The organism is Sphingopyxis italica (genome assembly GCF_011926545.1).
Taxonomy (GTDB): Bacteria; Pseudomonadota; Alphaproteobacteria; order Sphingomonadales; family Sphingomonadaceae; genus Sphingopyxis; species Sphingopyxis italica.
Genome location: NZ_JAATIT010000003.1, coordinates 640,232 through 663,070, shown reverse-complemented (window position 1 = coordinate 663,070; position 22,839 = coordinate 640,232). Strand labels below are relative to the sequence as shown.

General features: G+C 64.9%; 22 protein-coding genes and 1 other RNA gene. 9 read left to right on the top strand and 14 right to left on the bottom strand.

Annotated elements, in window-relative coordinates:
- Positions 1 to 154: 154 nt before the first annotated feature.
- The 4 genes from rpoD to GGR90_RS14395 all read right to left on the bottom strand — a co-directional run bounded on the left by rpoD (position 155) and on the right by GGR90_RS14395 (position 5,049).
- On the bottom strand, positions 155 to 2,170 hold the full coding sequence (rpoD, locus tag GGR90_RS14410; RefSeq protein WP_167922118.1) for an RNA polymerase sigma factor RpoD: 2,016 nt from the start codon (positions 2,168 to 2,170) through the stop codon (positions 155 to 157).
- 35 nt (positions 2,171 to 2,205) lie between these two features.
- A complete protein-coding gene (gene dnaG, locus GGR90_RS14405) occupies positions 2,206 to 4,107 on the bottom strand; it encodes a DNA primase (RefSeq protein WP_167922117.1) in 1,902 nt (633 codons plus the stop codon).
- A complete protein-coding gene (locus GGR90_RS14400) occupies positions 4,104 to 4,493 on the bottom strand; it encodes an endonuclease domain-containing protein (protein ID WP_167922116.1) in 390 nt (129 codons plus the stop codon). Before GGR90_RS14400 ends, dnaG begins: the two co-directional genes overlap by 4 nt.
- A 103-nt stretch (positions 4,494 to 4,596) precedes the next feature.
- Complete coding sequence (locus GGR90_RS14395; RefSeq protein ID WP_167922172.1) at positions 4,597 to 5,049, bottom strand: GatB/YqeY domain-containing protein; 453 nt, start codon at positions 5,047 to 5,049, stop codon at positions 4,597 to 4,599.
- Positions 5,050 to 5,180: 131 nt separating this feature from the next.
- Between GGR90_RS14395 and carA the strand changes: the two genes are divergently transcribed.
- The 5 genes from carA (at position 5,181) to GGR90_RS14370 (ending at position 11,483) form a co-directional block, all read left to right on the top strand.
- A complete protein-coding gene (gene carA / locus GGR90_RS14390) occupies positions 5,181 to 6,446 on the top strand; it encodes a glutamine-hydrolyzing carbamoyl-phosphate synthase small subunit (RefSeq protein WP_167922115.1) in 1,266 nt (421 codons plus the stop codon).
- Between the two features lie 3 nt (positions 6,447 to 6,449).
- A complete protein-coding gene (locus GGR90_RS14385; protein WP_152568123.1) occupies positions 6,450 to 6,674 on the top strand; it encodes a methionyl-tRNA formyltransferase in 225 nt (74 codons plus the stop codon).
- Complete coding sequence (gene carB, locus GGR90_RS14380; RefSeq protein WP_167922114.1) at positions 6,674 to 10,000, top strand: carbamoyl-phosphate synthase large subunit; 3,327 nt, start codon at positions 6,674 to 6,676, stop codon at positions 9,998 to 10,000. The genes GGR90_RS14385 and carB overlap by 1 nt, the downstream gene beginning before the upstream one ends.
- A gap of 353 nt (positions 10,001 to 10,353) precedes the next feature.
- The gene (gene greA / locus GGR90_RS14375; protein ID WP_167922113.1) at positions 10,354 to 10,830 is read left to right on the top strand and encodes a transcription elongation factor GreA; all 477 of its coding nucleotides are present in this window, start codon (positions 10,354 to 10,356) and stop codon (positions 10,828 to 10,830) included.
- A gap of 17 nt (positions 10,831 to 10,847) precedes the next feature.
- Positions 10,848 to 11,483, top strand: a complete 636-nt coding sequence (locus GGR90_RS14370) for a rhomboid family intramembrane serine protease (RefSeq protein ID WP_167922112.1) — start codon at positions 10,848 to 10,850, stop codon at positions 11,481 to 11,483.
- Positions 11,484 to 11,631: 148 nt separating this feature from the next.
- Here GGR90_RS14370 and GGR90_RS14365 read toward each other — a convergent pair whose 3' ends face one another.
- The 5 genes from GGR90_RS14365 to GGR90_RS14345 are packed head-to-tail and all read right to left on the bottom strand — an operon-like array spanning position 11,632 to position 14,829.
- The gene (locus GGR90_RS14365) at positions 11,632 to 12,180 is read right to left on the bottom strand and encodes an NUDIX hydrolase (protein WP_167922111.1); all 549 of its coding nucleotides are present in this window, start codon (positions 12,178 to 12,180) and stop codon (positions 11,632 to 11,634) included.
- A 12-nt stretch (positions 12,181 to 12,192) separates the two neighbouring features.
- Complete coding sequence (locus GGR90_RS14360) at positions 12,193 to 12,873, bottom strand: TPM domain-containing protein (RefSeq protein ID WP_167922110.1); 681 nt, start codon at positions 12,871 to 12,873, stop codon at positions 12,193 to 12,195.
- 12 nt (positions 12,874 to 12,885) lie between these two features.
- A complete protein-coding gene (locus tag GGR90_RS14355; RefSeq protein WP_167922109.1) occupies positions 12,886 to 13,704 on the bottom strand; it encodes a TPM domain-containing protein in 819 nt (272 codons plus the stop codon).
- Positions 13,701 to 14,225 (bottom strand): TPM domain-containing protein, encoded by a 525-nt coding sequence (locus tag GGR90_RS14350; protein WP_209023761.1) that lies wholly within the window; start codon positions 14,223 to 14,225, stop codon positions 13,701 to 13,703. Before GGR90_RS14350 ends, GGR90_RS14355 begins: the two co-directional genes overlap by 4 nt.
- Position 14,226: 1 nt before the next feature.
- A complete protein-coding gene (locus GGR90_RS14345) occupies positions 14,227 to 14,829 on the bottom strand; it encodes a LemA family protein (RefSeq protein WP_167922107.1) in 603 nt (200 codons plus the stop codon).
- Between the two features lie 116 nt (positions 14,830 to 14,945).
- Between GGR90_RS14345 and mscL the strand changes: the two genes are divergently transcribed.
- Complete coding sequence (mscL, locus tag GGR90_RS14340) at positions 14,946 to 15,362, top strand: large conductance mechanosensitive channel protein MscL (RefSeq protein WP_167922106.1); 417 nt, start codon at positions 14,946 to 14,948, stop codon at positions 15,360 to 15,362.
- Between the two features lie 28 nt (positions 15,363 to 15,390).
- Positions 15,391 to 15,745: a transfer-messenger RNA gene (gene ssrA / locus GGR90_RS14335) on the top strand.
- Between the two features lie 104 nt (positions 15,746 to 15,849).
- On the opposite strand, the gene GGR90_RS14330 is transcribed toward ssrA, so the two are convergent.
- A complete protein-coding gene (locus GGR90_RS14330) occupies positions 15,850 to 16,707 on the bottom strand; it encodes a BON domain-containing protein (protein ID WP_167922105.1) in 858 nt (285 codons plus the stop codon).
- A 148-nt stretch (positions 16,708 to 16,855) separates the two neighbouring features.
- Complete coding sequence (locus GGR90_RS14325; protein ID WP_167922104.1) at positions 16,856 to 17,266, bottom strand: MerR family transcriptional regulator; 411 nt, start codon at positions 17,264 to 17,266, stop codon at positions 16,856 to 16,858.
- Positions 17,267 to 17,335: 69 nt separating this feature from the next.
- On the opposite strand from GGR90_RS14325, the gene GGR90_RS14320 reads away from it, so the two are divergent.
- Together GGR90_RS14320 and GGR90_RS14315 are read left to right on the top strand one after the other, a co-directional pair.
- Complete coding sequence (locus tag GGR90_RS14320) at positions 17,336 to 17,956, top strand: cation efflux transmembrane domain-containing protein (protein WP_167922103.1); 621 nt, start codon at positions 17,336 to 17,338, stop codon at positions 17,954 to 17,956.
- A gap of 134 nt (positions 17,957 to 18,090) precedes the next feature.
- Positions 18,091 to 19,479: an exopolysaccharide biosynthesis polyprenyl glycosylphosphotransferase gene (locus GGR90_RS14315; protein WP_167922102.1), complete on the top strand. Its 1,389-nt coding sequence runs from the start codon at positions 18,091 to 18,093 to the stop codon at positions 19,477 to 19,479.
- 22 nt (positions 19,480 to 19,501) lie between these two features.
- Here GGR90_RS14315 and GGR90_RS14310 read toward each other — a convergent pair whose 3' ends face one another.
- The 3 genes from GGR90_RS14310 to GGR90_RS14300 are packed head-to-tail and all read right to left on the bottom strand — an operon-like array spanning position 19,502 to position 22,732.
- Entirely contained in the window at positions 19,502 to 20,503 is a 1,002-nt protein-coding gene (locus GGR90_RS14310; protein WP_167922101.1) for a polysaccharide pyruvyl transferase family protein, read from the bottom strand.
- Positions 20,500 to 21,981, bottom strand: a complete 1,482-nt coding sequence (locus tag GGR90_RS14305) for a lipopolysaccharide biosynthesis protein (RefSeq protein WP_167922100.1) — start codon at positions 21,979 to 21,981, stop codon at positions 20,500 to 20,502. The genes GGR90_RS14310 and GGR90_RS14305 overlap by 4 nt, the downstream gene beginning before the upstream one ends.
- A complete protein-coding gene (locus GGR90_RS14300; protein WP_342449945.1) occupies positions 21,971 to 22,732 on the bottom strand; it encodes a glycosyltransferase family 25 protein in 762 nt (253 codons plus the stop codon). Before GGR90_RS14300 ends, GGR90_RS14305 begins: the two co-directional genes overlap by 11 nt.
- Between the last annotated feature and the right edge of the window lie 107 nt (positions 22,733 to 22,839).

The window sequence follows — 22,839 nt, the reverse complement described above, 5'->3', positions numbered from 1 at the left end:
AGTCATCACTTATGGCCAAGCTTGCGCACTAAGGCGCAAAAGGCACAATCAGCTTTGGAAGCGCGGAGCTAAACGTCCGCTTCCCACCCCAAAGCGGACAAAAAAGGGGCGGCCCGTTCCCGGACCGCCCCCGTGAAATTCGGCGAACTCGCCCTTACTGGTCGAGGAAGCTGCGCATCTTGCGGCTGCGCGACGGGTGCTTCAGCTTGCGGAGCGCCTTCGCCTCGATCTGGCGGATGCGTTCGCGCGTCACGCTGAACTGCTGGCCCACTTCCTCCAGCGTATGGTCGGTGTTCATCCCGATGCCGAAACGCATGCGCAGCACGCGCTCCTCGCGCGGAGTGAGTGAGGCGAGGACGCGGGTGACCGTCTCTTTCAGGTTCGACTGCACCGCGGCGTCGACCGGGATGACCGCATTCTTGTCCTCGATGAAATCGCCGAGGTGGCTGTCTTCCTCGTCGCCGATCGGCGTTTCGAGGCTGATCGGCTCCTTGGCGATCTTCATCACCTTACGGACCTTTTCGAGCGGCATCGACAGACGCTCGGCCATTTCCTCCGGGGTCGGCTCGCGGCCGCTTTCGTGAAGGAACTGGCGGCTGCAGCGCACCAGCTTGTTGATCGTCTCGATCATATGGACAGGGATGCGGATCGTGCGCGCCTGGTCGGCGATCGAGCGGGTGATCGCCTGCCGGATCCACCAGGTCGCATAGGTGCTGAATTTGTAGCCGCGGCGATACTCGAACTTGTCGACCGCCTTCATCAGGCCGATATTGCCTTCCTGAATGAGGTCGAGGAACTGCAAACCGCGGTTCGTATATTTCTTGGCGATCGAGATCACGAGGCGCAGGTTCGCCTCGACCATTTCCTTCTTGGCGATACGCGCTTCGCGCTCGCCCTTCTGGACCATGTTCACGACGCGGCGGAATTCGGTCAGGCTCATGCCCGCGGCTTGCGCGATTTCGCTGATCTCGATGCGGATGCGGTCGACCGCGCCGGCCTCATTCTCGGCGAAGGCGGCCCATTTCTTGTCGAGACCGCTGACGCTCTCGATCCAGTTTTCTTCGAGCTCGCGCCCGACATAATTATCGAGGAACGATTTGCGCGGCACCTTGTGGCGCTCGGCGAGGCGCAGCATCTGGCCGCCCAATGCGGTCAGGCGGCGGTTATAGCTGTAGAGCTGGTCGACGAGATATTCGATCTTGGTGTTGTGGAACTGCACGCTCTCGACCTGCGCGGTGAGTTCCTCGCGCAGCTTGTGGTATTTTTTTTCCGACGCCGAAGGGAATTCTCCCGCGGTCGACAGAGCCTCAAGCCGCGCGTCCTGCAACTTCGAGAAGGCCTTGAAGCTCTTGGTGATGTTCGCGAATTTTTCGAGCGCGTCGGGCTTCAGCAGCTCTTCCATCGCGGCGAGGCTGAGCGTGTTGTCTTCCTCATCCTCTTCGAAGCTTTCGCGCTTGCCCGACGAGCCTTCGCCGTTCTCGTCGTCGCCGTCGGCCGAGGGTTCTTCCTCGACCTCATCCTCGTCCTTGAACGAGACGCCGGCGGTCTTCTCGCTGATCTCGCCGGTATCCTCGGCGCCCTCTTCCTCGAGATTCTCGGGCGCCGGGTCCTTCGACAGCATCGCTTCCAGATCGACGATCTCGCGCAGCTGCATGTCGCCGTTGTTCAGCGCGGTCGACCAGTCGATGATCGCGTTGAAGGTCAGCGGGCTTTCGCACAGCCCGAGGATCATCGTGTCGCGGCCCGCCTCGATGCGCTTGGCGATCGCGATTTCGCCCTCGCGGCTCAAGAGTTCGACCGCGCCCATTTCGCGCAGATACATGCGAACGGGATCGTCGGTGCGATCGACCGTTTCCTTCTTCTTCTCGATCGCCGGGTTCGAGACCGATCCGGTGCCGGCGCTGACGTCGACGTCGTCGTCCTGCTCCTGCTCGGCTTCTTCCTGCACATCCTCGTCGCTTTCGACGATATTGATGCCCATGTCGGAGATCGCCGACATGATGTCCTCGATCTGCTCGGACGACATTTCGTCCTGCGGCAGCGCCGCATTGAGCTCGTCATAGGTCAGGTAACCGCGCTTCTTGCCGCGCGCGATCAGCTTTTTGACGTCGGCCTCGTTGAGGTCGATCAGCGGGGCGTCGGTATCGGCTTCGGTGTTCTTGGTGGCCATCAATTTTTCCTGCCTAAAAGGGCATCCATGGGTCGTTACTGGCTGCTGCTGCTCTCGGACAGCGCGGCCAGGCGGCGGGTCAGATCCTCGTCCATCGCGCGCAGTTTCTGCTGCCGCGCCAGGCCTTCGTCATCCATCGTGCGCTGAAAATCCGCGGTGGCCTGTGCCAGCCGCTCGCGGATTTCGGGCTGGGTGACCAGCACGCCGATATATTCGTCGAGATCGCGCAGCGCGGTTTCGCGCGCCGCATCGGCCTCGTCATTGCATTCCAGCCTGCGATTGAACGAGAAGTGCATTCCGTCGGCTCTGAGCAATGTCGTCGCCCTATTATACACTTTCATCGGCTCCAATATGGCAAGCAACCCCTCGCAATCAAGCCCTTCCTGACACATTGCGCTGTCAAGCATTACGCCGAGCAATTCGGCGTCGCCGGAATCGGCGATCGGCAGCCGCGTCAATCCCTCCTCGTTCCGCCGCAGCGCTTCGGGATAGCGCAGCAATCCGCCGATCAACGCCGCGATATATGGCGCCGAAATCCCGGTCTGTCCGATGGAACGCGTTTCGTCGGCCGGAGGTTGCAAGCGCGGATCCGGGCCGAAGCGGCGATTGCCCCCTCCATAATGTCCGGCACGCGGCGGGTTCGGCGTCCATGGCCGGGGCGGCCCGCGCTCGGGGCGTTGCCGCGCGAACAGCGCGTCGAGTCGCTCGCGGAAGGCTTCGCGGTAATGATGGCGCACATCGGCGTCCTGGACCGCGTCGGCGTGCGCAAGCAGGCGCGACTTCAGCGCGGCGCGTTCCTCGGGCGTCGCGAGCGGACCAGCTGCGGCTTCGTGCGCCCAGAGGCGCTCGACGAGCGGCTGTGCGTCTTCGAGCAGCGCGGTGAAGCCCGTCGCGCCGCGCGCGCGGACGATGTCGTCGGGGTCCTGTCCCGCCGGCAACGTCGCGAAGGCGAGGCTGAAGCCGGGACGGAGCAGCGGCAGCGCGCGCATCGCGGCGCGCATCGCCGCCTTCTGCCCCGCGTTGTCGCCGTCGAAGCAGAGAATGGGCACGGGCACCATCCGCCAGATCATCCCGAGCTGATTCTCGGTCAGCGCGGTGCCGAGCGGCGCGACGGCGTCGGCGATCCCCGCCTCGGCGAGCGCGATCACGTCCATATAGCCCTCGACGACGATGATCCGGTTCGTCTGCCGCGACGCGGGGCTCGCCTTGTCGAGATTGTAGAGCGTGCGCCCCTTGTCAAAGAGCGGCGTATCGGGCGAGTTCAGATATTTGGGCTCGCCGTCGCCGAGGATGCGTCCCCCGAACGCGATCACCCGCCCCCGCGCGTCGCGGATCGGGATCATCAGCCGGCCGCGGAAGCGGTCGTAGGGTTCTTTCTCTTCGACCGCGATGAGCATCCCCGCCTCGACGAGCATCGCGGTCGGGAATTTCTTGAGCGCGTCCTTGAGCGCGCTGCGGCTCTCGGGCGCGAGGCCGAAGCCGAAGGCCTTGCGCGTCGCTTCCGAAATGCCGCGCTTCGCGAGATATTCGCGCGCCGGCGCACCGTTGCTGCTGCCGAGCTGCTGGGTGAACCAGTCGGCGGCGGCTTGGGTGACGTCGCGCAGGCTCGCCGCCTCCTCTGCCTTTTTCGCGGCACGCGGGTCGGGGGCGGGAACGTCCATGCCCGCCTCGGCGGCGAGTTCCTTGACGGCATCCATGAAGCTGAGCCCGCGCTGATCGGTCATCCAGCGGATCGCATCGCCATGCGCCGAGCAGCCGAAACAGTGATAGAAACCCTTTTCGTCGTTGATCGTGAAGCTGGGCGTCTTCTCGTTATGGAAGGGGCAGCAGGCTTTGTATTCGCGGCCCGCACGTATGACCTTCACCGTGCGGCCGATGAGCGTCGACAGCGTGACGCGCGAGCGCAGTTCGTCCAGCCATTGCGGGGTGAGGGTCATTCTTCTCCCCTCCCATTTATGGGAGGGGCCGGGGGAGGGCATGTTGCAAGGACGTGCTCAATCTCGCTCACAACCCCCTCGATCCGCTCCATCACATCATTGTTCCAGAACCGGATCACCCGATAACCTCGTGCTTGCAAATAGGCCGTGCGTGCTCGGTCTTTTTCTACATCAACCGCATGTTGCCCGCCATCGACTTCGATGACGAGCTTGGCCGATCGCGAGACGAAGTCGCAAATGAATGGGCCGATAGGGAATTGGCGATTGAAACGGACGCCGGCAACTTTGCGGGCGCTGAGCTGGCCCCACAGCTTCCGTTCAGCGTCCGTGGCGTTCAACCTGAGTTCGCGCGATCTCGCGGTCGGTCGTTTGTAGCCTTTATCCAACAGGCCCTCCCCCGACCCCTCCCGCAAGCGGGAGGGGAGAATTATGATCGCGACCGTCTGTCCCCCTCCCGCCTGCGGGAGGGGTTAGGGAGGGCATGTCTCCTTACGACAAAGCCGCCTTCACCCACCCGCTCGCCTTGCTCATATCGAGCTGGCTCCCGAGCCGGTCCTTCACCGCGGCCATCACCTTGCCCATGTCCTTCAGGCTCTCGGCGCCAAGCTCCACCACGATCGCCTTGATCGCCGCCGTCGCTTCCTCGTCCGAAAGCTGCGCGGGCAGGAAATCCTCGATCACCGCGACTTCGCTCGCTTCGATGTCGGCCAGTTCCTGACGGCCGCCCTGTTCGAACATGGTGATCGACTCGCGGCGCTGCTTCACCATCTTCTGCAGCACGTCGGTGACGAGCACGTCGTCGTCGGCCGGCGCGGTGCCGGTGCGCAGTTCGATGTCCTTGTCCTTGATCTTGGCCAGCATCAGCCGGATGGTGCCCAGACGCGCCTTGTCGCCGCTTTTCATCGCGGCGACCTGCGCAGCCTTGATGTCGTCACGAATCATACGTGTCCCCATGCGCTGCAAATTTCGGAAAGGCCCTCTCTAGCGGCAAGTTTCATAATCCGATAGCTTGTGAATCACTTTTTTGCCTCCTACTTGGTCGGCCGTTTAGCCCCCCGTCCGGAGCATGTTGAATGGCACCTGCCAACCCCTCTGCCGCGCCTGCAAGCCAGCCTTCTGGCGCGACTGGCGTCCTTGTCCTTGCCGATGGCACGATCCTGTGGGGCGTGGGTTATGGTGCCGCCGGGGCCAGCGTGGGCGAGATTTGTTTCAACACGTCGATGACGGGCTATCAGGAAATCCTGACCGACCCGAGCTACGCCGGGCAGATCGTCACCTTCACTTTTCCGCATATCGGCAATGTCGGCGCGAATCCCGAGGATATGGAGCGCGGCGTGCATGGCGCACTGGGTGCGATCACGCGCGAGCTGCCGACGCAGCCGAGCAATTTCCGCAGTGTCCAGACCTTGCCCGAATGGATGGTCGAACAGGGCGTGATCGGGCTCGCGGGCATCGACACGCGCGCGCTCACGCGCCGCATCCGCGATGCGGGCGCGCCGAACGGCGTGATCGCGCATAATCCCGAGGGCAAGTTCGACGTGGACGAGCTGCTTGCCATGGCGCGCGGCTGGGCGGGGCTGGAGGGTATGGACCTTGCGAAGGACGTCAGCCGTACCGACACGGGCGATTGGGATGCGGGGACGTGGGAATTGGGCAAAGGCTACCAGTCCCCCTCCCGCTTGCGGGAGGGGCTAGGGGAGGGCATGTCGACTTCCGCTTCGACCGAAACAGGCCCTCCCCCGACCCCTCCCGCAAGCGGGAGGGGAGATCAACGCCCCCATGTCGTCGCGATCGATTATGGCGCGAAGGACAATATCTTTCGCAACCTCGTCAAGGCCGGCGCGCGCGTCACCGTGGTGCCCGCCACCGCGAGCCTCGACGAAGTGCTGGCGCTGGAACCCAAGGGCGTGTTCCTCTCGAACGGTCCCGGCGACCCCGCGGCGACGGGCGATTATGCGGTGCCGGTGATCCAGGGACTGCTCGAACGTGACGTGCCGATCTTCGGCATCTGCCTCGGTCACCAGATGCTCGGCATCGCGGCGGGCGCCAAGACCATGAAGATGCACCAGGGCCACCGTGGCGCGAACCATCCGGTGCAGCGCGCCGAAGATGGCGTGGTCGAGATCACGAGTATGAATCACGGCTTCGCGATCGACGCATCGACGCTGCCGGGCGGCGTGGTCGAAACGCACAAGAGCCTGTTCGACGGATCGAACTGCGGCATCGCGATCACGGGCAAGAACGCGTTCAGCGTGCAATATCACCCCGAGGCGAGCCCGGGGCCGCAGGACAGCTTCTATCTGTTCGAGAAGTTTGTGGGGCAACTGGGGAAGGACTAAGCGATGGCAACTGTCAGGAAGTTTACCGTTGTGCCACTCGATGATGCGCGCCCGCATGAAGACGTTGAAGCCATCGTTCGCCTTGTTGATTGCGGACGAGAGCGCCTAATACAAATCGATACTTACGGCCGGCCGACGCGCGAAAAGCCGGGAAAACTCTCACAAACCATCCGTCTGGATAAGGCTGCTTTTGAAAAGCTGGTCGAAATTGGAAGCAAGCACTTTTAATGCCCAAAAGAACCGACATCCAATCCATCCTCGTCATCGGCGCCGGCCCGATCGTTATCGGTCAGGCGTGCGAGTTCGACTATTCGGGGACGCAGGCGATCAAGGCGCTGAAGGAGGAGGGCTATCGCATCGTCCTCGTCAACTCCAACCCGGCGACGATCATGACCGATCCCGACCTCGCCGACGCGACGTACGTCGAGCCGATCACGCCCGAGATCGTCGCGAAGATCATCGCGAAGGAGCGCCCCGATGCGGTGCTGCCGACGATGGGCGGGCAGACCGCGCTCAACACGGCGCTGGCGCTGTTCAACGACGGGACGCTCGAGAAATATGGCGTCGAGATGATCGGCGCCGATGCCGAGGCGATCGACAAGGCCGAGGACCGGATCAAGTTCCGCGACGCGATGGACAAGATCGGGCTGGAAAGCGCGCGCAGCGGCATCGCGCACACGCTCGACGAGGCGTTCGCGGTGCTCGAACGCACCGGCCTGCCGTCGATCATCCGCCCGAGCTTCACCATGGGCGGCACCGGCGGCGGCATCGCGTATAACCGCGAGGAATTCGAACATATCGTCCGCGGCGGCCTGATCGCCTCGCCGACCACCGAAGTCCTGATCGAGGAATCGCTCCTCGGTTGGAAAGAATATGAGATGGAGGTGGTGCGCGACCGCAAGGACAATTGCATCATCATCTGTTCGATCGAAAATGTCGATCCGATGGGCGTGCATACGGGCGACAGCATCACCGTCGCGCCGGCGCTGACGCTGACCGACAAGGAATATCAGATCATGCGCAACGCGAGCATCGCGGTGCTGCGCGAGATCGGGGTCGAGACGGGCGGGTCGAACGTGCAGTTCGCGGTGAACCCCGCCGACGGCCGCCTGATCGTGATCGAGATGAACCCGCGCGTGTCGCGTTCGTCGGCGCTCGCGTCGAAGGCGACGGGTTTCCCGATCGCCAAGGTCGCGGCGAAGCTCGCGGTCGGCTACACGCTCGACGAGATCATGAACGACATCACCGGGGTCACCCCGGCGTCGTTCGAGCCGACGATCGACTATGTCGTGACCAAGATACCCCGGTTTGCCTTCGAAAAGTTCAAGGGCGCCGAGGCGACACTGTCGACCGCGATGAAATCGGTCGGTGAGGTGATGGCGATCGGCCGCACGATCCATGAGAGCCTGCAAAAGGCGCTGCGCGGGCTGGAGACGGGGCTTTCGGGTTTCAATTTCGTCGAGCGGCTGAAGGGCGCGACGCACGATCAGCTGCGCAGCGAGCTGGCCAAGCGCACCCCCGACCGGCTGCTCAATGCTGCGCAGGCGATCCGCGAGGGGCTGCCGCTCGAAGAGATCAACCGCGTCGCGGGCTACGACATGTGGTTCCTCGAACGCATCGCCGAGATCGTTGTGGCCGAGCAGGAGGTTTGCGAGAACGGCCTGCCGCGCGATGCCGAAGGGCTGCGCAGGCTGAAAGCCATGGGCTTTTCTGACAAGCGCCTCGCCTATCTCGCGCTTCAGTCGGCGAATCTTCAACCGGGCGTCGGCCATGCGACCGCGCATGGCAGCGGGCTGATCCACGAGGCCGTGAAGGCGATGACCGGCGGCGTGACCGAGGCCGAAGTGCGGAGCCTTCGTCACAAGCTCGGCGTGCGGCCGGTGTTCAAGACGATCGACACCTGCGCGGCGGAATTCCGGGCGCAAACGCCCTATCTCTATTCGACCTATGAAGCGCCGACCTTTGGCGCGCCCGAGTGCGAGGCGAACCCGTCGGGCCGCAAGAAGATCGTCATTCTCGGCGGCGGACCGAACCGGATCGGACAGGGGATCGAGTTCGATTACTGCTGCTGCCACGCCTGCTTCGCGCTCGAAGAGGCGGGCTATGAAACGATCATGGTCAACTGCAATCCCGAAACGGTGTCGACCGATTATGACACCTCGGACCGCCTCTATTTCGAACCGCTAACCGCCGAAGATGTGCTCGAAATCCTGCATGTCGAACAGCAGAACGGCACGCTCGTCGGCGTGATCGTCCAGTTCGGCGGGCAGACGCCGCTCAAGCTCGCGCAGGCGCTGGAGGAAGCGGGCATCCCGATCCTCGGCACCTCGCCCGACGCGATCGACCTTGCCGAAGACCGCGAGCGTTTCGCGGCGCTGGTCAACAAGCTCGGCCTGAAACAGCCCGAAAACGGCATCGCGCGCAGCCGCGAGGAAGCCGTCGCGGTCGCGGCGCGCATCGGTTATCCGGTGCTGACGCGCCCCTCCTATGTGCTCGGCGGCCGCGCGATGGAAATCGTCGACGATCAGGCGCAGCTCGAAAATTATATCGAGACCGCGGTGCAGGTGTCGGGCACATCACCGGTGCTGATCGACCGCTATTTGCGCGACGCGATCGAGGTCGATGTCGATGCGCTGTGCGACGGGACCGACGTCGTCGTCGCGGGCGTGCTCCAGCATATCGAGGAAGCCGGCGTCCATTCGGGCGACAGCGCCTGTTCGATCCCGCCGTACAGCCTGTCGGCCGACATCGTCGCCGAAATCGAGCGTCAGGCCGACGCGCTCGCGCGCGCGCTCGAGGTTCGCGGCCTGATGAACATCCAGTTCGCGGTCAAGGGCGACGAGGTTTACCTGATCGAAGTCAACCCGCGCGCCAGCCGCACCGTGCCTTTCGTCGCGAAGGCGGTGGGCTCGCCGATCGCCAAGATCGCGGCGCGGGTGATGGCGGGCGAGAAGCTGGCCGACCTGCCCAAGATCAACCGCGACATCGCGCATGTCGCGGTGAAGGAAGCGGTCTTCCCCTTCGCGCGCTTTCCGGGCACCGACCCGGTGCTGTCGCCCGAAATGAAATCCACCGGCGAAGTCATGGGGATCGACAGCAATTTCAACCTCGCTTTCGCCAAGGCGCAGCTCGGCGCGGGCGACCGCCTGCCGACCACGGGGCGCGTCTTCGTATCGGTCAAGGACAGCGACAAGCCGCGCATCGTCGGGGCGGTTCGCCAACTGACCGACTGGGGCTGGCAGGTCATCGCGACCGGCGGCACCGCCGATTATCTGGCGGGCGAGGGGATCGCGGTCGAGCGCGTGAACAAGGTCGCCGAGGGCCGCCCGCACATCGTCGACCGGATCAAGGACGGCGATGTGCAACTGATCTTCAACACGACCGAGGGATGGCAATCGCTGCAGGATTCGCAGTCGATCCGCGCCTCGGCGCTTGGCGCCGACATCGCTTATTATACGACGGCGGCGGCCAGCGATGCCGCGACCCAGGCGATCGGCGCATTGCGCTCGCACAGTCTTGAAGTAAAGCCGCTTCAAGACTATTATCAGGGTTAGAGCCCATCAATAGCACGTTCGAGGTTTGAAGCGATTTTGTTCAGGGCGAGGAAGCGAGGCGCAGGTATATGAATATATTCCAAGGCTCGCTGACGCTGCCATGGACAAAATCGGTCAAATCCCGAAGGGACGTCGAAATGGCTTCGATCTCGCTTACGCGCAGCCTAACAGGTAGAACCACTACCTGTCGCGGCTACGCGAAAGCGATATCTTCGCCATTTCGACGCCTCGAACGTGCTATTGATGGGTTCTAACCCTAGACCGCTCCACCCCCCGACATTGACGGAAGCAGCGGCGCAGCCGCCCGGCGAAGTTTCGCTGGCGCTGGATTATTGACGAAGGACAACAGGATAATGGCAAGCGTTGAAAAGGTGCCGATGCTGGCAGAAGGCTATGAGAAGATGAGCACACAGCTCACTGCGCTCAAGGCCGAGCGACCGCTGATCGTCGATGCGATCGAGGAAGCGCGCGCGCATGGCGACCTTAGCGAAAATGCCGAATACCACGCCGCCAAGGAGCGCCAGGGCCAGGTCGAAGCGACGATCGGCGACCTTGAGGACAAGCTTTCGCGCGCGCAGGTCATCGACCCGACGACGCTGTCGGGCGACCGCATCGTGTTCGGCGCGACGGTCACGCTCGCCGACGAGGACGACAAGCCCGTCCGCTACCAGATCGTCGGGCAGGCCGAGGCCGACGCCAAGGACGGCAAGATCAGCTATAATTCGCCGCTCGGCCGCGCGCTGATCGGCCGCCGCATCGACGACGAGATCGAAGTCACCGTGCCCGCGGGCGACAAATATTATCTGGTGACCAAGATCGAATTCATCTGACGAGTGGACGCGCGAGGATGAAACCGCAAGCCGCGCCGCTCGTCACGGGCTATGCGCTCGCCTGCGTCGTTATCTTCGTGCTGCTCTGGATCACCGGGTTCCAGATCGACGCGATCATCCGCGCGGGGTTCATCCCCGCGCGTTTCGGCCATGAGCTGATCCTGCCGCCCGGGACGATGGTGCCCTTTGTGCTGACGCCGCTGTCGTCGGCCTTGCTGCACGGCGGGGTGCTGCACATCGCCTTCAACATGCTGGTGCTGCTGTTCGTCGGCCGCCAGCTCGAGGCGCCGCTTGGCACCAAGGCGATGGCGGTGCTGCTGCTCGCCGGCGCCTATGGCGGCGCGCTTGCGCAATATCTCGCCGATCCCGCCTCGGCGGTGCCGATGATCGGGGCGAGCGGTGCGATTTCGGCGCTGATCGCGGTATTCGCTTTGATCTTCAGCCGCACGCAGGCGCCCGCGATCGGCCCGATCCCGAGCCATTGGGTGCGCGCGCTGTGGCTCGCCGCGGCGTGGATCGGGCTGCAGTTGCTGCTCGGCTTCGCCGGCGGCAGCGGGTTCGGCGCGGTCGCGATCTGGGCGCATGTCGGCGGCTTCCTCGCCGGGCTGTTCCTCGCTCGGCCATTGCTGCGCTGGCGTTTCGGGGCGCGCTAACCAGCTCCTGAGTATCCCGTTCGCATCGAGCCCTTCGACTGCCTTGGCAGGCGCTCAGGATGAACTTCCGGCTGCGCCGGAAGTCGAGATGCCCCTCGACCTTGCTCGACGCCGATGGGTGTCTCGACTTCGCTCGACACGAACGGAGTTAGAGGTTGGCGAGCAAACCGCCTGCAAGTAGCATCGCCACCCGAACGTCGATCCCGCAGCCTTCGGCGCGTTTTGTCGCGATGAAGCTCTCGATGTCGGCGATCGGAACGCGGTGAACGATGATGTCCTCGCCATCGACACCGCCGCCTTCGCTGACCTTGGTCAGGTCCGTCGCAATCAATAGGGTGAAGCTCTCGCTGACCATGCCGGGCGAGCTATAGAATTCGCCCACCGTGCGCCACCGCGCGGCGCGATAGCCCGTTTCCTCCTCAAGCTCGCGCTCCGCTGCGATCTCGGACGCTTCGCCCGCCATGTCGTCGCCGACCAGTCCCGCGGGCAGTTCGAGGCAGTTGATCTTCAGCGGCACGCGATATTGCTCGACCAGAATGACATGGCGGCCGTCGTCGTCCTCGTCGATCGCGAGAATCACCGCGGCGTGGATGCCGCGCGAGCGCGAGACATATTCCCACGTCCCCTGCTGCCTGACCGTGATGAAACGGCCCTCCCACCGCGTCTCGATGGGAGTGTCAGGGGCGGGGCGGGTCATGGTTTTTTCCTTTTAAAGCTCGATCAGCCGGTCCGGCAATTCGTTCGGATTTTCGCTGCCGCGCGGGAAATGCTCGGCGAGCACGATGCCCATCTGGCGCACCGCCTCGGCCATGCCTTCACCCGGCTTGCCCGCGCGCACGTGATCGATCAGCGCCGCCATCGCATCGCCCCACACATCGGGCGTCACCTTTGCGGCGATCGCCTCGTCGGCGACGATGTCGGCGCGATGCTCTTTCAGGCTGAGATAGAGGAGAACGCCGGTGCGGCCGGTGGTCTTGCCCTCGGTGCCGACCTTGAACAGGTCGATCGCGCGGGCGCGGACGCGTGTCGCCTTGATGCTGCGCGGGGTCAGCGCCATGCGCAGCGGGCGCCACAGCAGGATCAGCCACACGCCGATCCACTTGAGCACCCCGAATGCGATCACCATGCCGAGCCACTGATTGGCGGTCAGTTCATGCCCCCAGCCGCCGGTCAGCCGGTCGTACAGGCCGCGGTAGAATTCGGGGAAGAGCGCGACGATCGACATGGCGAGGAAGGCGATGATGCTCGCCCAGACGAGCGCGACATCGTCATAGTCATTGGATTTTCCGGCAACGACGGTGACGATTTCGCCGCTCGTCGGCGCCTCGGCCGCGGCGACCGCGGCGGTGACGATGTCGTGATCGGCTTCGCTGACATGGCTGACTTTCATGGTCCCGCTCCCTTACCAGCCGCCCGAGGCGCCGCCGCCCCCGAACGAGCCGCCGCCGCCCGAGAAACCGCCGAAGCCGCCGCCCCCGAAGCCGCCGCCGCCCCATGACGAACCGCCGCCACCGCCCCAATGATCGTCGTCGCCGCCGCCCCAGATGATGATCGGCGCGGCGCCCCACGGGCCTCCCCTGCGCCGCTTCCGCCCGCGCCGCGAACGGCTCGACAGCCAAGGGATGATGAAGAAGATCAGGATGATGAAACCGATGAAGAACAGCCCGCCGAAATTGCCGTCGTCGGCGCGCTCGCGTTCGGCCTTGGCGGCGGCGGCGGCGCGCGCCGCGGCCTCTTCGGGGGTCAGCTGGATCTGTTCGGCGATCGCGCCCACGCCGTCCTGGATGCCGCCGGGCATGTCGCCCGCCTTGAACTTGGGGGTGACGACGTCGCGGATGATTCGTCCCGACAAGGCGTCGGTCAGGATCGGTTCGAGCCCGTAGCCGACCGAGATGTTCATCCGCCGCTCGTTCGGCGCGATCAGGAAAACGACCCCGTCGTCCTTCTCCTTGTCGCCGATCTGCCACTCGCGGCCGAGCCGGTAGCCATAGTCCGAAACGTCATGGCCCTCGAGGTCGCCGACCGTCGCCACGACGAGCTGGTGTCCCGTTCGTTGCTGGAGTTCGAGGAGCTGCGTATTGAGCGCGGCTTCCTCGGCCGCCGGGATGATGTCGGCCTGATCGACGACGGGGTTCCCTGCAAGCTTCGGGAAGGTCTGCGCGGCGACGGGCGCGGCGACCAGCGAGAAGCCCAGCGCCCAGCCGAGCAGGATCAACTTCACTGCGGGTCTCCCGTTTGTGCGGCGATAGCTTCTACGCCGGCCGAGACGCCGTCGGCATAATCGGCGCGTTTGAAATATGTTGTCATGTTTTTCACCGCGTCCAACGCCTTGTCGTCGGGGAATAGTTTCTCCATTCCGAGGCCCGTCGAAATGGCCACCCGGCGATCCTGTGGCGCGATGAGAACGACCAGTCCATCGTCATGATCTTCTCGCCCGATACGCCATCGGTTTCCGAGGCACGTAGCGAAATTGTCGACGCGAGCGCCGTGAAGACTCGATGTCGTCGCGACGATCATCTGGTGCTGCGTGCGCTCTTCGTATCGGGCCAAGCGCTCGGACAAGCGGGCTTCCTCTTCGGTGGTCAGGACATCTGCTGCATCTGTCACCCGGCCAGCGAGGGTCATTTGGGGGATGCCGTCGCAGGCAACCGTTTCCCTTGCGATAGCTGGCTCCGACGCCGCTTTGCATCCGCCCGCGCCCAGCAGGATCGCGAGCGGAGCGACAAGAGCGACGCGGCCCACCTTATGACCCGAAATCGACCTTCGGCGCCTGATTGGCGTTGGGGGTCACCGCGCGGTACGGCGTCATCGCCTCCGCGCCATGGACGATCTTGGCGCCGATGATGTCGGGGAAGGTGCGGATCGTCGTATTATAATCCTGCACCGCGGCGTTATAGTCCTGCACCGACACGTTGATGCGGTTTTCGGTGCCCTCGAGCTGGGTCATCAGGTCGGCGAAGCGCGCCTGGCTCTTGAGATCGGGATAGGCTTCGACGGTGACGAGCAGGCGGCCGAGCGCGCCCGACACATTGCCTTGCGCCTGCTGGAACGCCTGCACCTTCGCGGGGTCGTTCAGATCGTCGGTGCCGAGTTTCACCTGCGTCGCCGATGCGCGCGCCTGAATCACGCCTTCGAGCGTCGATTGCTCGATATTGGCGGCGCCCTTCGCGGTTTCGACGAGATTGGGGATCAGGTCGGCGCGCCGCTGATAGGCGGCTTCGACATTCGCCCACTTCGCTTTCGCGGCCTCTTCCTTGGTCGGGACGCTGTTGATACCGCAGGCGGACAGGCTCATCGCGGCGACAGGCAGGATCAACCAGCGAGCGGAACGATAGGTCATGGTCAAAAACTCCCTCCGGCGGCGTTTTGCCGCAACAATACACATAATAGGATGGCGCTTGCCTTTGTGCAATCGTCGCGGCAGTTTCGATGCCGAAACTCAACAATCCGGGGTAAGACAAGATGCTGAATGAATTCAGGGAATTTATCGCCCGCGGCAATGTCATCGACCTCGCGGTCGGTGTCATCATCGGCGGCGCGTTCGCGACGATCACCGGTTCGCTGACCGAGGATCTGATCATGCCGCTGGTCGGCTGGATTTTCGGCGGAGTCGATTTCTCGAGCCAGTTCATCCTGCTCGGCGGCGTGCCCGACGGCATCGCGGCGACCGACTATGCGGCGCTCAAAAAGGCCGGTGTGGCGATGATCGGCTATGGCGCCTTCATCACCGCCGTGATCAATTTTCTGATCCTCGCCTGGATCATCTTCCTGCTGGTGAAGATGGTGAACCGCGTCATCCGCAAAGGCCCCGACGCGCCGGCGGGGCCGAGCGAAGTCGACCTGCTCACGGAAATCCGCGACGAGCTGAAGAGGAAGTAGTTCGCGATCCGCGACGAAACGCCCGCCCGCTCTTCCCAAAAGCGGGCGGGCTCCCTATATCGGTGATGCCGGTTTCGGCCGGCTATGAGGATAAATGGTGTCGTGGAATAGACACAGCGGACCCGGGGGCAGTACCCGGCGGCTCCACCACAAACCCGCGTTTCTTGATGGGCGCGCGGGCTTCTGACGGGGCCGAACCAGGATCGACGTGTGTTCAAAGGCGATATTTTCTTCCGGGCTGAGTAACCCGTTCAAGGCTCAAAACGATAAGTGCTAACGATAACGAAGCACTCGCTCTGGCTGCGTAACCGATAAGCCTCACGGCCTAAGGTTATTCAAATAGAACGCGGTTCGGACCGAACCGGGCAACAGAATCGGATACCAGCGGCTGGGGACGAGCCGGGCAACAGAATCGTCCCACCTTTCCTTCATTGCGGGCAGAAAAAGGGAGCGGCGAACCGCTCCCTCTCTTCGCCATGCGGGCGAGCTAGCTACCCTGCGGCGCGAAGGACGTGCTGTCGACGCGCAAATTATTCTGCACATGCTTCACGCCCGTCACGTCGTCGGCGATGTCCTCGGCGTGGCGTTTGGCGCGCTTGCCGTCGACGGCGCCGTCGAGGGTGACTTCGCCCCCCGACACGGTGACGCCGATGTGCGAGGCGTCGAGCCAATAATCCTCGGTCAGCCGGTCGTTCACATCCTCGCGAATGCGGTCGTCCGAGCGGACATAGTCGGCCGGGCCGCGCCCGCGATGGTCGCGCTCGCGGCGGCGCTGTGCATCCTCGTCGCCGAACCATGACAGGACTTCGTCGCCCGCGCGCTCGAAAAAGCCGCGATCGTGACGCCCGCGCGGCGAATAGCCGGCGCGATCATAGGTCGATCGGCCGAAATCGGCGGCACCATAAGGGATATAGGTCGGCCAGCCATAGGGGTCGGCATAGCCCATATAGGTCCAGGCCGACTGGCGATCTTCGCGGTCGCGCGACTCCCGATCGCGTGAGCTGCGATAGCGATCCTTTTCGTCGCGCTCGTCGCGCTCGCCATATCTTTGCTCGTCGTCCCAATAGCGCCGTGCGCCATAGGTGCGATTCCAGTCGTTTCCGGCATAATCGCGCGGGCGTTCGGCGCTGTAATGACCGCGCTCGGTGCGCTCGCGTCCGCTGCGGCCATGGTCGCCATAGCGCCGCGTCTCGCGCGGCCCGAAGCCGGCCTCGGGATAGCCGCCATAGGCGTAACCGCCGTCGTCGTCGCGGTTCGATTCCCAATTATGAAGCGGGCCCGACTGCGTATCGCGATCGCTGTTTTCGTCGCGGTCGCCGCGGTCTCTGTTCGTCTGCCTTTCCATTTTCCATCTCCTCGTTTCGCTGGTGGGGAGTGGTTGGCAGGCGCCGGGGGACGACGCCCCCAACCTGTCCGACTGACGCGTGCGACCCGCGCAAGTTCCGGTTTGTTCGACGAATGGAGTGGGAAAGCGCGAGCGGCGATCCGCGGCGTCAGTGCTGGCTTCCGCAGCGGCTGTGGTCGCCGAGCGCCTCGATGACCCGGCAATCGGCGGCGACCCCACCGCGGCAGCGCCCGACGATCCGCGTCAGTTCGTCGCGTAGCAAACCCAGCTGCGCGATCTTCGCCTCGACCTGCTCCAGATGCGCGGTCGCGATCCGGTCGGCCTCGCCGCAATCGCGCGCCGGATCGTCGGACAGGTCGAGCAGCGAGCGGATCTCCTCGATCGTGAAACCCAGCTCGCGCGAATGGCGCACGAAGCTCAGCCGCGACCGGTGCGCGTCGCCATAGCTGCGATAATTGGCCGCGGTGCGATCGGGCGCGGGGAGCAGACCGATGCGCTCATAATAGCGGATGGTTTCGATATTCGTGCCGGTGACACGCGACAGCTCGCCGATCTTCATCGCTTGACCCTGTAGTTGCTACAGGGTGCATATAGGATGCCGACTCGAAGATGATAGGAGATTTCGGCGATGGCCGATCAATGCTGTGCCGGCAAAAGCGGCAAGACCGCGCTGAACGACCCCAAGTGGCGGCGGGTGCTGTGGTTTGCGTTGCTGATCAACGCCGTCATGTTCGGCGTCGAGATCGTCGCGGGCGTCGCGGCGGATTCGCGCGCGCTGCAGGCCGACGCGCTCGATTTTCTGGGCGATAGCGCCAATTATGCGATCAGCCTGGGCGTCGCGGGCATGGCGCTCGCGTGGCGCGCGCGCGCCGCCTTGCTGAAGGCGGCAACGATGCTCGCCTTCGGGCTTTGGGTGTTCGGATCGGCGGTCTGGGGCTTCGTCGCCGGGTCGGCGCCGCGTGCCGAGACGATGGGGGCGATCGGCGCGTTGGCGCTCGCCGCCAATGTCGCGGTCGCGCTGATGCTCTATCGATACCGGACTGGCGACGCCAACATGCGCTCGGTCTGGATCTGCTCGCGCAACGATGCGATCGGCAACATCGCCGTGATGGGCGCGGCGCTCGGCGTGTTCGGCACCGGACGCAGCTGGCCCGACCTCGCGGTCGCGGCGATCATGGCCGGGCTCGCGATCTGGGGCAGCCTCGAAGTGTTCCGGCAGGCGCGAGTCGAACTCGCGGCGGGAAGCTGAACCCCCCGCCGCTCCTCCTCCTCTCCGATCATCCTGTATCCGGCACAAGCCCGCGCTGGCGGCTTGTATTTCCGGCTTCCCCGGACATGTTGCATCGCAACAAGATTGCGTGAACCCAGGGAGTCCCCCATCCCATGACCAAGATCGACCTGGCGCTCCACGGCGCGCCCATCCGAACGCCGCTCGCGAAAGTGGCGCGCCGCGACGCCAAGATATGGCTCTGCCTCGCGCTGATGGCGCTCGATGCGGTGGCGCTGATGGCGGGTTTCGTCGTCACGCTGATAATCGAAGCGCCGCGAAGCATATCGGACGGATTGTGGACGGCGATGGTCGGCGCGCTGCTCGTTCACGCGGCGATCGCCTTTCAGAATCAGGCGTATAACCCGCGCTGCCTGACCAGGCCGCTCAAGAGCTGCCGCCAGACGCTGATCTCGTTCGCGACGACCTTGCTCATCTTCCTGCTCGCCGCCTTCTCACTGCGGGTGACGGGACAGGTGCCGCGCCTCGCGCTCGGCATGGGCATGGTGACCGCGGTGACATTGCTCGTCGCCCAGCGCCTCCTGATTTGCCGCATCGTGCGCCGCGCTTTCGGCGAGATGACCGCCGAGCTGGTGATCGTCGATGGCGCGAACCTGCCGCCGGCCTATCTGAAGCGCGACGTCATCGACGCGCGCGCGTCAGGACTCCGCACCGATCTCGACGATCCCTATATGCTCGACCGGCTCGGCACGGTGCTGCAGGATTATGACCGGGTGACGATCGCCTGCGCCCCCGAACGAAAGGTCGAGTGGGCCCGCGCGCTGAAGGGCGTGAACATCCTGGGTGAGATCGTGATGCCCGAGATCGCCGAACTGGGGCCGCTGACGACGCGGCAAGCGGGCGGGGTGACGACGCTGGTGGTGTCGTGGGGCCCGCTCAACCGCGCCAACCGGGTCAAGAAGCGCGCGCTCGACCTTGCGGTGACGATCCCGGCGCTGATCGCGCTGGCGCCGCTGCTGGCGCTGGTGGCGATCGCGATCAAGCTCGATTCGCGGGGACCCGTCTTTTTCCGGCAGGATCGGATGGGGCGCGGCAACCGCATTTTCCGGATCCTCAAATTCCGCAGCATGCGCGTCGAGGTGACCGATGCCAACGGTGCGCGCTCGGCGAGCCGCGACGACGACCGGATCACGCGCATCGGCAAATTCATCCGTGCGACGAGCATCGACGAGCTGCCGCAGCTGATCAATGTGCTGTCGGGCGAGATGAGCCTGGTCGGGCCGCGCCCGCACGCGCTGGGTTCGACCGCCGGGAATGAATTATTCTGGCGCGTCGACCGGCAATATTGGCATCGCCATGCGCTCAAGCCCGGCATCACCGGACTCGCGCAGATTCGCGGCTTTCGCGGCGCGACCAACACGAAGCGCGACATCGTCAACCGGCTGGGCGCCGACCTTGAATATCAGCATGGCTGGTCATTGCTGCGCGACGTTTCGATCCTCGTCCGCACCGCGCAGGTACTGATCCATCGCAACGCCTATTGAGGCAGGCGGGGCGGCGGGCTCCTCAGCCGTCGACGATCTGCGGCGCCACACAGGCGAGCGCGGTTCCAAAGGCCTCGGCGCGGCTCGTCGCGCGCATCAGTCCGCCATAATCGCCCGTCCATTGGTCGGCGAAGCCCGCGACCTTGCCATAGCTGTTGTCGAGCAGGACGTGCGGAATATCGAGCAGCAGCGAGAGGATATGCGCGTGGAGCCGGTCGGTGACGACCAACTCGCCCGCCGAGAGCATCGTGAGCCCGCGCTGAAACCGCCACTCGGCGAGGCGCTGTTGCCGCGCGGCGCGCTGCGCCATCAGATCGCGGTTGAAAAGGCGGCCGAGCTTGAGCGACAGGCGCAGGCGGCGCTTTTGGGCGGGGTCCTCTTCGAGCCAGTCGTCGGCGGCCACGCCGGCGGGGAGTGCGTCGGCGCCGCCGGGCGCCCGCTCATGGTCGGTGCGGAGCAGCGCGAAAACCGGCACCGTGGCGGGCGGGCGCTGTTGGCGGCCCAGCATCAGCGCGGCATCGGGACAGAGCCGGACCCTGCAGTCGAAATGCCGCTCGGCAAAGGCGAGCGAGCGGGCGTCGCGGACGAGCAGGGTGAGCTGACCGTGCGCGCGGATCGCTTCGGCCATCTCGGCCGCGGCGGCGGGGTCGGCATAGTGGATCGACTGCGGCATCTGAACGACCGGATGGCCGCGATGGGTGCGGAGGAGGTGGAGGCGAAAGGCTTCATGCTTGGGCCAGAGCGTCCCCATATTGCCGCCGCCGTGGATCAGGATCGGCCCGTCGTCGATCGCCGCGCGGCAGGCTTCGTCGTCGAAATCGGCGATCGCGGAATAATAGGCGGGGAGGCGGCTTCTTTTTCGCAGATAGGCCATCTCGCCGAGCCAGATCGCCGAGTCGCCGACGTTGGAATGGTCGGGAAAGTCGACGAGGGCGAGCTTGCCCGCCGGCAGCACGGCATCGAGTATGCGGGCGAAATGGTCGGCGAGCTCGCCGACGAGCAGGTCGGCGCTTTTCATGGTCATATCGGGCTCTTTCTGAGCTGTCGGGAGAGGGAGAGGAGGCGGTTTCGCCATGTCCCGGAGATGGCGAGCAGCGCGGCGCCGTAGAAGAGCGCGCCGATCGCGATGAGCAGCAGCAAAGCCTGCCAGCCCGCGAAATGATCGCCGAGCAGCCGCATCGCGATCGCGAGCGCGACGCCCATCAGCGAGGAAGCGACGAGCGGCGGGCCGACCGCGCGCAGGCTGTCGATCGGCCGGATGCCCGACGCGCGGCGGAGCAGCCAGATTTGCATCGGCAGGGTGAGATAGGCGCGCCCCACATAAGAAACGGCGACCGCGAAGAGGCCAAAGGGCAGCGCCGCGAGCGTCAGCGCGACGCCGAGCACGAGCTGCGTCGTCGACAGCGAAATCAGGCTGCGCGCCGCGCCGAGCACGCTGAGCGAAGGCGAGGCGAAGAAGTTGAGGGTGAAGGGCAGCGCCATGAAGGCGAAAATCTGCGCGAGCTCACCCGCCTCGGCCCATTTGGCGCCGAACACGGTCGGGATCGCGATCGGCGCGAGCGCGCCGAAACCGACGAGTGCCGGGAAGGAGAGCGCCGAAGCGCGCGAAATCATCCAACGGTAAGCGCGGCGCAGCTCGGCGGGATCGTCCTTGACGCGCGCGAGCGTCTGCACCGCGACCTGCGTGAAAGGCTGGATCGCGCCGCGGCCGATCAGCTCGACGGTGCGCCAGGCGGTGCGATAGATACCGACGGCGGCGAGCCCGATCCCGGCGCCGATCGCCATTTCCTGCACCCGCACGGTGGCGAGGAAGGCGAGCTGGACATAGATCAGGCTGGCATTGAGCATCAAATTGCCGCGCAAGATGGCCCAGTCGAATTGCCAGCCGGGTTTCCAGTCATAGGAGGCGCGCGACAGCACCAGCCCGACGATCTCGGTGACGAGGCGCTGGATGACGAGGCTCCACAGGCCAAGCCCGGCGAAGGCCGCCACCACGGCGGCCGTCCCGCCGATCAGCCCGCCGGCGACCGAGCGGAGCGCGGTGGTGCGATGTCCGAACTCGCGCAGGCGCAGCGCCATGTGCGTCGCACCGAAGGAGGAGATCGGCAGCGTCAGGCTCATCACCGCGAGCGGAAGCGCGATGTCCGGCGCATCCATCCAGCCCGCGATCGGCTGCGCCAGCGCCATGATCAAGATCGCGGAGACGAAGGAGAAGGCCTGCTGCGAGCGATAGATGGTGTCGAGGAAGGCCCGGGTGATCTCCTTCTTGCGCGCGATCGTCTGCACGAGGCCGGCTGTCGCGATGATGCGGAACGCCTCGGCGGTTACCGCCATCACCGCGAAGGCGCCGATGTCCGCTTGCGCCAGCAGGCGCGCGAGGATGACGAAGACGACGAAGGAGAAGATCTGGTCGGACAGGAAACGCGTGACCGTCCAGCCGATCGAACTGCGGCTGCGTGCGCGTAACCCCGCGTCGAAGCGGGTGGGGAGATCAGCGTTCAAGCAGCCGCCTCGCTTTCAGCATCCGCATCCGCGCGCGTTCGATCTGGCGCCAGAGCCTTTGCCTTGCCGAATGATAGAGCGGGTCGTTCTTGGGAACGAAGCGCGAATTGCCGATGTCCGAGACGATCGCCGCCTCGAGGATCGGCGCCGGAAAGAGCGCGAGATTGGGGAGACCATGCGCCCACGACCGGTCCATCTCGTCGTCGATCGGGCGGCGGACGGTGCGGCAATGCTCGGCGAGCCGCCGCGCGCCCTCGAGCGTGATCGCATAGCCCTGCGTGCCGTATGCGAGCCCGACCAGCTCGACGATCGCGCGCGAATGCTGGAGGAAGTCGCGCCGGACCACGCGCTGCCACGTCGGCCGCTTGGCATAGAGGCGGAGGTAATCGATGCCCTCAGCATGGAGATCGGTGCGCGCGAGCGGCTCGAGATACGCCCAGTCGACGACCGTATCATCCTCGAGGACGATCGCCTGGCGCACGCCGCGTTCGATCATGTCCCGCCAGATCGAGAAATGGCTGGCGTAACAACCGATCTCGCCCTTGCTCATCGCGCGGCCCTTGTTGCGGCGGATCGCGGCTTCGTCGATCGTCATGCCCGGCGCGGGGGCGGTGCAGGCATCGAAGAAGCGCCACGCGAGGGATGTCTCCGCCGCGCGCGCGGCAAAGGCCGCCCGGCGGGCCTCGGCGGATTCGAGCGACACCACCAATATTTCGGCGGCTTCGCCCGTTTGGGGCAGGAACTCACCCACGGATATGCGTCTCCTATTCACCACTGCCGCCAGGTCTGCGCGGTGCAAACGGGCGACCGGCCCGACGCGATCCTTGGTAGCGGGCAATTATTTGAGAGCGAAGGCGC